Origin of the sequence: Bradyrhizobium tunisiense (assembly GCF_042263385.1) — a bacterium.
Lineage (GTDB): Bacteria > Pseudomonadota > Alphaproteobacteria > Rhizobiales > Xanthobacteraceae > Bradyrhizobium > Bradyrhizobium tunisiense.
On sequence record NZ_JBHLEV010000009.1, the window covers coordinates 287,296 to 296,422 of the forward strand.

General features: G+C 57.0%; 10 protein-coding genes and 2 pseudogenes. 5 read left to right on the forward strand and 7 right to left on the reverse strand.

The annotated features are described in order from the left end of the window. Positions 1-3: 3 nt before the first annotated feature. The gene (locus tag ACFDR6_RS30595) at positions 4-147 is read right to left on the reverse strand and encodes a hypothetical protein (RefSeq protein WP_375860634.1); all 144 of its coding nucleotides are present in this window, start codon (positions 145-147) and stop codon (positions 4-6) included. 145 nt (positions 148-292) lie between these two features. Between ACFDR6_RS30595 and ACFDR6_RS30600 the strand changes: the two are divergent. Next, positions 293-459, forward strand: a pseudogene (locus tag ACFDR6_RS30600) (IS256 family transposase); the annotation flags it as partial. Positions 460-640: 181 nt separating this feature from the next. Here ACFDR6_RS30600 and ACFDR6_RS30605 read toward each other — a convergent pair. Then, complete coding sequence (locus tag ACFDR6_RS30605; protein WP_375860635.1) at positions 641-1,555, reverse strand: aminotransferase class IV; 915 nt, start codon at positions 1,553-1,555, stop codon at positions 641-643. 1,170 nt (positions 1,556-2,725) lie between these two features. Continuing rightward, positions 2,726-3,058 carry a hypothetical protein gene (locus ACFDR6_RS30610; RefSeq protein ID WP_375860636.1) on the reverse strand — a complete coding sequence of 111 codons (333 nt, stop codon included), beginning with the start codon at positions 3,056-3,058 and terminating at the stop codon, positions 2,726-2,728. A 1,118-nt stretch (positions 3,059-4,176) separates the two neighbouring features. On the opposite strand from ACFDR6_RS30610, the gene ACFDR6_RS30615 reads away from it, so the two are divergent. Continuing rightward, positions 4,177-5,196, forward strand: a complete 1,020-nt coding sequence (locus ACFDR6_RS30615; RefSeq protein WP_375860637.1) for an ATP-grasp domain-containing protein — start codon at positions 4,177-4,179, stop codon at positions 5,194-5,196. Between the two features lie 123 nt (positions 5,197-5,319). Here ACFDR6_RS30615 and ACFDR6_RS36390 read toward each other — a convergent pair. After that, positions 5,320-5,439: pseudogene (locus tag ACFDR6_RS36390) on the reverse strand (transposase); the annotation flags it as partial. Between ACFDR6_RS36390 and ACFDR6_RS30625 the strand changes: the two are divergent. From ACFDR6_RS30625 to ACFDR6_RS30635, 3 genes are read left to right on the forward strand one after another with little or no spacing between them, the layout of a single operon-like run. Next, positions 5,418-5,711, forward strand: a complete 294-nt coding sequence (locus tag ACFDR6_RS30625) for a transposase (protein WP_375860638.1) — start codon at positions 5,418-5,420, stop codon at positions 5,709-5,711. The pseudogene ACFDR6_RS36390 and the gene ACFDR6_RS30625 sit on opposite strands and share 22 nt — an antisense overlap. After that, positions 5,708-5,836 carry a hypothetical protein gene (locus ACFDR6_RS30630; protein ID WP_375860639.1) on the forward strand — a complete coding sequence of 43 codons (129 nt, stop codon included), beginning with the start codon at positions 5,708-5,710 and terminating at the stop codon, positions 5,834-5,836. The genes ACFDR6_RS30625 and ACFDR6_RS30630 overlap by 4 nt, the downstream gene beginning before the upstream one ends. Before the next feature lie 10 nt (positions 5,837-5,846). Next, positions 5,847-6,143, forward strand: a complete 297-nt coding sequence (locus ACFDR6_RS30635) for an IS3 family transposase (protein ID WP_375860656.1) — start codon at positions 5,847-5,849, stop codon at positions 6,141-6,143. Positions 6,144-6,369: 226 nt separating this feature from the next. On the opposite strand, the gene ACFDR6_RS30640 is transcribed toward ACFDR6_RS30635, so the two are convergent. From ACFDR6_RS30640 to ACFDR6_RS30650, 3 genes are all read right to left on the reverse strand, one after another. Continuing rightward, positions 6,370-6,711, reverse strand: coding sequence for an aldehyde dehydrogenase family protein (locus tag ACFDR6_RS30640; RefSeq protein WP_375860640.1), 342 nt, complete (start codon positions 6,709-6,711; stop codon positions 6,370-6,372). A 6-nt stretch (positions 6,712-6,717) separates the two neighbouring features. After that, entirely contained in the window at positions 6,718-7,650 is a 933-nt protein-coding gene (locus ACFDR6_RS30645; RefSeq protein ID WP_375860641.1) for a Rossmann-fold NAD(P)-binding domain-containing protein, read from the reverse strand. Between the two features lie 1,215 nt (positions 7,651-8,865). After that, on the reverse strand, positions 8,866-9,127 hold a 262-nt coding region (locus ACFDR6_RS30650), incomplete at its 5' end, for a hypothetical protein (RefSeq protein ID WP_375860642.1).

Genomic DNA, 9,127 nt, shown 5'->3' on the forward strand with positions numbered 1-9,127 from the left:
TGGTCAGCGTGTGGCAGTCATAGCGTTGCCGGACAGCACCTCCCCATGAGTGACGAACTGGCCGCCGCAGGCGTACGCCAGCGTGGTGGCAACCGAGACCTTGACGACGAACTCCCTGGGCAGTGCGCCTTGCGCTGCCCTATGCACCCTACCTCCGGCGCGTGCAGCGATCGGTCCACGTTTGTGCTGCTTCTGATCAAGCATGCCCCGGGCCAGCGCCAGCATGCGTCCGAGGACAATCTCAGCAACCAAGTCGGGGCGGCCCCTGGATCTTGCGGGCAATTTCGTGTAGTGGAAGAGCGCTCGTACAACGAATGCAATCGAATGGCTGCATGAGGAGTTCAAGCGGCGCATCAAGAAGCAGACCGTGCTGCCATCAGCGCTGCCATGCTGATTTGGGCCTTGTTCGCCTCCGACCAGCTCAACATGCGTAAGCTCGGTGGCCAGCAGACGCTAGCCACCACCCCGTCGATCAGCCAATGGCCCCGTTGCCTGAAGCGATATTTTCATGTTACTCGGAGATTGCCCCACCACGAATTCTCGTCGGACGGCGCCCCTGGCGACGAGCGCATCAACTCTGATCGCCGGCTCCTGTACAGTCGACAAATGCCGAAGGCGAGCCCGTCTGAGACTAACATCGTCAAAAAACGGGTGTCCGCCACGATTCATGAGCGCTATTCTTACCGGTGACGACTGCCGCATATATCTCCATCAATCGCCGTGTAATAACACCAGGTTGACCGCTCCCAACAACCATACGATCCACAGATGTCACCGGCGCAATTTCTGCGCCGGTGCCGCAATAGAACACCTCTTGGGCGAGGATTAGCTCCGTTCGATCGACATCGCGCTCGACAGTCTCCAGTCCAAGATATTTACGTGCCAACTCGATGACTGTCTGGCGCGTAATCGATTCCAATATGTCGTTAGTTCCGCTCGGCGTGATCAACTGACCGCGGCGAACGATGAACACGCACGCCCACGCTGCCTCGGCCAGCTTCCCCCTTGAATTGAGGAGAAAAGGGACGTCGTAATCATCCCGTTGGGCCTGCACAACAGCCAATCGGGCGTTATGGTAATTTGCATTGCATTTGATGCGTGCAGGCATAACGTTGTCCGGCATGCGCATCCAGGAACTAATCTGAGCTGAAGCGCCTTCGATGGATTCTGTGGCAGTCTCCCGCGGCAGCGCCGTGATTGCGGTACCTACAGGTCCAGTTGCCCCAAGCTCACCAGAGCCGTCGATGAAAGCCAAAATTCGGATATGCACGTTCGTACGAAATGAATTTGCGCGACACAGGTTAATGAGCGCTCGGGCCAACTCCTCTTGGGATGGCCCCTGATCGAATCGCATTGCTTTCTGGGAGAAGGCATATCGGTCAAGGTGTTCTGCTACACGAAAGAGGTATAATTGCTGTGCCTCTTCGTTCCAGTAGCCGCCTATTCCTTCAAATACACCTATGCCATACTTTGTCACGGGTGCGAATACGTGCACCTTCGCCTCATTCCATGGAATGATTTGGCCGTTAAGGTATGCAAAATCTGCCGCCGACATCTGTGTTCACCTATACCATGTGCCTTGGCACGGACAGTCGCCGCTGCGTTGCTCGATGATCTGAACGCGAGGGCGCTGGACCATCCTGCCGCGCGCTGGGATCTAGATCAATTACTAGCCCCGATAGTTGACTGCGCCGCCTGATCGCGAGTGGGGACCGAGCAGCCACAGGGCGATCAATTGTCAAAGCTCCAAGTACGCTTGCCATGCTGCACCTTCTCAGCGGTGAGCTGCTTGACAGGAAATACCGTCCGTTAGCAATTTGTAGTACCTCATTACCGAGGATCGGGAGGCTACCAGGTCAGGTGGGGAATATTGTATCGGCGATTTATCGATGCGACTTTAGCGCGTACCGCCATTCAACGGCGGCGGAGCGTTTTGGAGCGACCGCCAAGGGCGCATGGCGGACTACGGCTTGCGCTCGAATGATCTCTCCGACAGTCGGACAAGCTGGTACCGATGCTCGAGCACCCATCCTTCACGAACGCTATCGGCAGCGAGGGCCATACGTCGTGGCGCAACGCCGTCAGCCGGCGTCAGGGGCTCCTTCCGTCTCGCAGCTCACGGTGAACCAACATCGCGTGTTGAATTCGAAGGTTGGTGCGTCACGTGGACGGCTGGACTGCAGGCGCTCAGTTGAACGTGAGATCGCGGCGGCTGAGGTCGCACTCTTGGAGGCGGATGAACATGAGGATTGGTGAGCCCCCTCTCTGCTTTCTGCGCTAGGGCTGCTAACAATAAAGTGCGCCTGTCGCAGGCGCTCAGGTTCCCTTATTCTACTCATATCCATGTGAAGCCGATGATTGCCGACTCGGGTTACGACAGGCATGCACCCTAGCCTCCCCAATTTTGAACGATGCCGATGGGCCAGGTGCCGTAAACTGGCACGAAGGTGCCAACGGCCCCAATGCAATCGCCACGGTTTACAGGACCGGTGAAGTGGCCACTATGCTGATGCCCGCTGGGTCCGGGTTTCTTAAGTGGCGCTGCTACCGTTCTTTTTCTGCTTGCTGCCGTTGTAGCTGCGGGGATGTGGGGAACGCGGAGCGTTGTCCAAACTTCTCGCTTGCGAGAAGCGCCATATCCACTTCGCCCAATGCGCGCCGGGCCCATCCGCGCGCGGTTATCCAGCGCCTGATGAAGGGGCTGGAAATTGTAAAACACGATCCATCAGGCGATTCCGGCTTTGGTCTCGTGGCTATCCGAATATCCCTCGAGTTGGACGCCCTCGTTTTGAGCGAGTGCCACAGCCGACGTTGACGATCCCGCGCCCGCGACCGCCATCGATATCCTGACGCCGGCGGCGGCCGGCGTGCCGGTGAAGGCGGTGCTGGTCGGTATTGAAATATCCGAGGCCAGCCAACGCGGCCCAAGGCCTCTTCGAGCGCAGACACGCAGAACGATGTGTCGATCGTGTTCGACAGGCGCAAGGTCAGCACCGCACGGCTCGCCCAAATCGATGATCGCCGCCAAGATAGAGAAGGCCTTGGCCAATCGGCGCATATATGATATCGGCCGCCCAACTTGACTCGGCCGGTCGATCACCACACGGAGCAGGAGATGTGGGAAGATCTTGTGTCGCGGCGCCGGCTTTGTGGTTCTGAGCTTGGGTCCCATTGCCGCGATTGCGCACTAATCGCTGCACGCGCTTGTGATTCATACGATAGCCTCGCCATTGAGTATGCCGTCATCCGCCGCGAGCCGGGAACGGCCAAGCCCACGAAGAGCTGGTCGACTCGCCGCATCAGCTCAAGGTCGTTGTCTTTGGCCGGCCGCCGTCGCCCAACGCTCAGCAGTTGGCATTGCGGGCGAATCGACAGACGCTCATGATCGCGCTGAAGCAATCCTCCGCGATCCGGCGCGCTCCTCTTTCCGACCTCCTAGCTAAGATATCTCGCTCACCTCAATTGTCCGATCTTGGCGTGGACCTTCTCGATCTCCAGTTCATGGGCCGCCTCACCGTCCCGACCACTGCCTGTATCGAACGCCCGAACCGCCTGACATAATCTGGTTCACATGCATCTGGCAGCGCTGCGCCAGATCCGTGACCTTAGGTGTCTCGCAGCGCCTCAAAGACGATCTTTGCATTCGCGGCGCATCGATTTTCCGTCTCGCCGTCTTCATGGTCCGCTCCGTTATTATGACGGGACGGCATGCCCGGCACCTAAGCGGCCGCTCAAATCCGGGGTCCACTTCACCTCTGGGCCAATCTTCGTTCGATGCTAGGCGTTATAGACGTCAACACCCGGCCGGTGCAACGTGGGTTCATCGGTTTGTGGCTGCGACTGGCGTTCGGGTCCGACAACAGACAAATCTTGTCGAGCTTATAGCACGTGTAGTCCTTGGTCCTATTACGATTCAAACCGCGATCAATCGCTTATGAGAGGAGACAGCTCTGGCACGGTATTTGCTATCTATCATTCAACAACACCGAGTAATGCTTTAGCTAGGCTCCGGAACGTCGCAACGAAATCGTCGCAAATGGTTTCGAAACTTTGTTTCGACGGCGTTCTCGAACAGCGCTGCGTACGACCTAGTTACGGCAGACCTCTCGGTATTATCAAGCTCTGGATCGTGCAGCTAGTTCAACCGCCGTTTGCCAATTTGGCTAGGAGAACGTCATGAGATTGCTCATACTGACAAGGCACCTCGATTGCTTGGGCGAAAATGATGCACCTATCAGTAATGCTTTCCGTCGTTTGGGCTGCGAAGTAATTTTGGGCGACGTCAATGCTATTTCGGCAGACGATTATCGTTATTTCACACGAGGAGTGCGGGTGCCTGACGACGGCGAGCCGTACCATCCTGGCTCTGCCGCACCGGGAGATCGTCGCGCGTATTTTCTAGACGAATGCCAGCTGGTCTGGGTCATGACTCCACCTCATCCTCTCGTGGCGCGCGATGTGTGGCAAATGCTGTGGTTAGCTTCCCAACATGTCGCGTTCATTAATAGCGTTGAAGGTCTAATGTTTTTAGACACAAAACACGCATTGGGGTATGTCGTACCGAAAGAGAACAGAGCGGCCTCATACATCTCGAATGATTTCTCGTTACTGTGGGAGCGGTATCAGCAGACCCCAGATCAATGTTGGGTGGCCAAGCCGCCAAATGCCTTTGGCGGGCAGAACGTTTTTTTGCTCCCTCCAAATGGATCTAATATTCGAACAATTCTCCAATGCCTCACCGGAAACACTGTCGCACTAAACGAGTTTGGCGCCGTCGCGCAACACAGGCAACATGAATTCGGCCATGGCATACGTGGCTTCAAGGCTGAGTATGCTATTCTTCAGCAGCATATCCCGGAAGTGGCTCAAGGGGAAAAGCGCATCATCGTTACATGCGGAAAGGCGGTTGCGTGGCATGGTCGGCAAACCCCTCCAGACGATCACAGGTCGAATATAACGCAAGGAGGAAGGCTGGTTTCAGTCGATTTACATTCCGGCGAAGTCGAGCTTGCCGAGTTGATCGGTCATAAACTGATGGCACACGGGATCAATTTCGTCGGAATAGATATGGCTTATCCTTATGTACTGGAATTTAATATCGCAAACACTGGCGGACTATATGATGCACAACTTGCTTCTGGGATAGATCGTTCCGATCAGGTTGCCGAGCTGCTCATTGGTTACTTCAACAAGTGATCGGAAATCATGGTCAAGTAACTGAGCCATTCGGATTTCGCACTCACAGACAGATCCGCATTACGGCTTTACCGAACTCGCTCTTGCCGCGTTATGTCCACTTGGACGGCCATTGGCGCCCGGCACCCGTTGCTTATCACACGATGAATGTTGCCGTGGCACAAGCCTCAGCCAGGCCGCGATATCCCGGCCGGATCTGAAGGTCTCCATCGACGATGCGAATGCCTCTATCGCCAGTGCGGTGGCAGCCAGCTGAGCTCGTCGTCTCGAGTGGCCGGTCGATCACGTCGGGCGACAAGGAACTCGGTCTTCGCGATTCTGTATTGCGACGCTGGGTGGATAAGTTCAGGAAGGAGCCGGCATCGGCGACGCGGCGCCCCACGACACAGGCGCCGCCGATGCCGGCGGGCCAGGCTTCCGAGATCGCCCGGCTGCGCGAGGAGAACGAACCGCTGCGCATGGAGCGAGACATTCTAAAAAAGTCGACCGCGATCTTTGCCGGAACACGGACGTGAGCTTCCGCTTCATCGAGGACCATCGCGATACCTATCCGGTGCGGCTGATGTGCGCTGTGCTCGGGGTCTCGGCGGCCGGCTATTACGTTTGGCGGGAGCGGCCGGCGAGCACGCGCACGAATTAATACTGCGCTCCTGGCTTCGATCCGACAGGTTCATCAGGACAGCGGTGGACGCCATGGCAGCCCGAGAATCCATGCCACGATGCAGGCGCAGGGAGGCGGCGTCAGTCGCGGCCGGATCGAACGCTTGATGCATCGGCACGGCATTCGCGCCATGACGGCACCACCGCGCCGTGTTCGGACCACCGACAGCCGCCACGGCCTGCCGATCGCGCCAAATCTCATCGAACGTCACTTTGCAGCTGCGGCTCCGAACCGGATCTGGCTTGCCGATATCACCTACATTCCGACTGCAGAGGGCTGGCTCTAGCTAGCAGCCGTCATGGACCTCTTCAGCCGCAAAATCGTCGGCTGGGCAATGCGCGATCACATGCAGGTCGAGCTCGCCTCATGCGCCCTGACCATGGCGATCCGAAGAGCAGCGGGCGGAGCCTGGATTGATCCATCACTCCGATCGCGGCGTGCAGGGCTTCACAGGACTATCGGGCAGTCCTGTCGGCGGCCGGCATCACCCATCAATGAGCCGCAAGCACCTGCTACGACAATGCCCCCGATGGAAAGCTTCTTCCATACCCTGAAGACCGAACTCTTTCATCATCGCGACTACAAGACGCGCGCCGAGGACCAGAGTGCTCGATGCCGCCTTCGCGGCCCCAGCCGCTGTCGCCTATTCCTCCGAACGGAGTTTCGGGGATCGTCACCACCATCTGGTTGATGCCGATGACGCCCACCTCCAGCTCCCCTGCTATCCGATTGGCAATCGCGGCTGAGCGGGTGAAGGCATATCCGGCCAGACCGTAAGGCAAGGCGTTGGCGCGTGCGATGGCCTGTTCTACGTCGTCAACAGGTTGTTGTACCGCACTGCTGTCTTCGGGCAACTAGATCTATGTAGTTCGGAGTGTGAACTCTATGTCGGAAAACACGAGCGGCAGTCTCGGAGCCAACTGCCTATTGTTTTCTTCGATGAATCCGAGAAATTCTGCGCCGTACATGTTCACGCAATTGAGCTTTCCGACTACTGCGTCGGATAGTACCGGAATTGACGACAGATCCACTATAGTGCGCGGCTCCAATCGAAGAAGTGCATCCTGAAGAGTAGCTTCGTATTCATCATTAACATCGGCGGTTGCTATAACAACGATCGACCGCGGTTCGGGTGCGGACCCCATGTCTGCCGGGCGCATGAGCACCACTTCTATGTCATTCCAGGGGCGAAGGCGTTTGCGAAGGTTCTTAGGGTTCCGCGTTACGACTACCGTGGACCGGAAACGCTCTCCGACGCCACTCCTGATCAGTCCAAGTCCGAGCATACCCGCCCCGATGATGTAAAGGCGGTCGAGTGGCTCTCCACTCGGAAATCGATCAGCTATGATATCTCGCACTATCTGATCGTAGTTGAGCGACGCGATGAACTGCTGTCGCTCGCGCACGGCACGACCCGTATCAATTGCCGACCGTGCGACCTGGAAAATCGGAACGGTTGGACTCACAAACTCGATAGCTTTCGCGAGCTGCTGGCTAATATAACTCTCACCAAGGATCTGGGAATGAGCGCCGGAGGCAATCTCGGCGAGACGACGAGCAATTGCGGCTGCACCTTCGATGCGTCGGCACGAAAAACCTGAAAATATTGTGCTATCGATATTTCGGAGTTCGGTTTCTTCACCATAGACCTCAACTCGCGCGCAAGTCGTAACCAACAGAACCCCGTTTCTTCCGAGGTCGCTCGCAAGGGATTTAATCTTCGCTGAAAGCTGCGCGATTGCGAGAGGCGTAGTCATCTGGTGATCAATATAAAGGCCAAGCAGGTCGCTCATCTTTTCATCCCGCAGTTAATTGAAGCGCAAGCGGCAGTTGACTCGAACGCCTCGAGGTCGAGGTCTTCGACCAGCGTTGTTTTCCCCGAGACACGGAACGGTGTCCTTGTTCGGCATCAGCCAGCTAGAGCAGGCATGAGCATCGCAGCCGACGATGAGGACCTTCTGCCCAACGTCGACACGGGCGGCGATCGTGCTTTGGGAGGTGGCGGAATTATAGGTGCAGCCTGGCATGTGCGGTCCTTACATCGAGCCATTTCATGTTGGGCGACAGCTCCTGCCGCCCTGCAACGAGGCAGCTCCAAAAGTCATGCCAACTTGGAGCAAACGCAGCTCAGAAATTACTTTCTGCACATCAGTCAAGTACTTAGATGAGAGTTCCGGTAGGACGCCGGGCCGAGCACTACCGCGTCGTGGACCTGACAAAGTCGACTGCTCGTCGGCTTCCTTGCCTTTCCGGTGTATGGCGGACGGGATCCTCCGGGCCAAGCGGAGCTCACGTGTGTTTCAACCGCGCCTCATTGTCAGCTGTCGGACGATGTCGAATATGCAACATTGCAATAGGGGAGCCAGCCTATTTCTTTGAAAGGATTCTCGACCTCCGACGTAGCCAAATGCACGATCATCAGCGAAAGATTTACGGAGCAAGGAGAGATCATCCTAGTCACGAACGTTGAACATGCTGCATCTAAGCGGCTGCTGTTGCGTCACCGCTAACGAGATGGCGCGCTAGTGCAGAGCCAAGTTGCGCAAGTTCATCCGGATCTCCCGCATGCGCCAATTGACGATCGAGCCCGCCAGATCGTTTGCGGAGGAGCTCGGGTACCGTCGCTGGCCCATTCTAGGCGAGCTCGCTCCAGCCAAGGCCGGCCGCTCGCCAGCGACCTTCCACTCTTTATTGATCGGGAGTAGGAGCGGCTCATGAGCCCTAGCATGACTCAGGAGCCCTGAGGCGATTGGTCCCTGCATCATCTTTTGACGGACAGTGAATACCTCTTCGTTAACCCTGCTGAAGCGTTGACCAACAAGCAAGTTCGCGAAGCATACCTGCGATGTCCATCTGTATGGCGCCCCGAAATGGGCTGAGAATTGCATCGGCAATGTGCCGCAGGCCGCGAGGTATCTCAACCGCTCACGATCACCGAGGACCTTGAAGTCTTTCAAGGCGTGGCGAGCCGTAAACCCGATCGCCGAGGTGTTCCGACTCTTCTCCGCCTAGGCTGAAATTGAGCTGCCCGCCGCCCAGATATTGGCGATCTCTAATCGAGGAGGCATGATGGATGGTGGAAGGTCAAGACCCGGTGGGCCGAGCTGTTGAACAACGAAGAGACCGCCGATCCACCGCGGGCATTGCTCCACGTAACCATTATCGACTGTTTTCGGCCCCCTCGCCGCACAGCCGGCCGCAACTCCAACCACATCTCCTAACTGAGGATAATAGATCATGACCGGTACAAACTGGGGCGGTATTTTCCCC

Coding starts and splice junctions, on each gene's coding strand:
- ACFDR6_RS30615 (WP_375860637.1), top strand. CDS start 4,177: ATGAGATTGCTCATACTGACAAGGCACCTCGATTGCTTGGGCGAAAAT.
- ACFDR6_RS30625 (WP_375860638.1), top strand. CDS start 5,418: ATGCCTCTATCGCCAGTGCGGTGGCAGCCAGCTGAGCTCGTCGTCTCG.
- ACFDR6_RS30610 (WP_375860636.1), bottom strand. CDS start 3,058: ATGCGCCGATTGGCCAAGGCCTTCTCTATCTTGGCGGCGATCATCGAT.
- ACFDR6_RS30645 (WP_375860641.1), bottom strand. CDS start 7,650: ATGAGCGACCTGCTTGGCCTTTATATTGATCACCAGATGACTACGCCT.
- ACFDR6_RS30605 (WP_375860635.1), bottom strand. CDS start 1,555: ATGTCGGCGGCAGATTTTGCATACCTTAACGGCCAAATCATTCCATGG.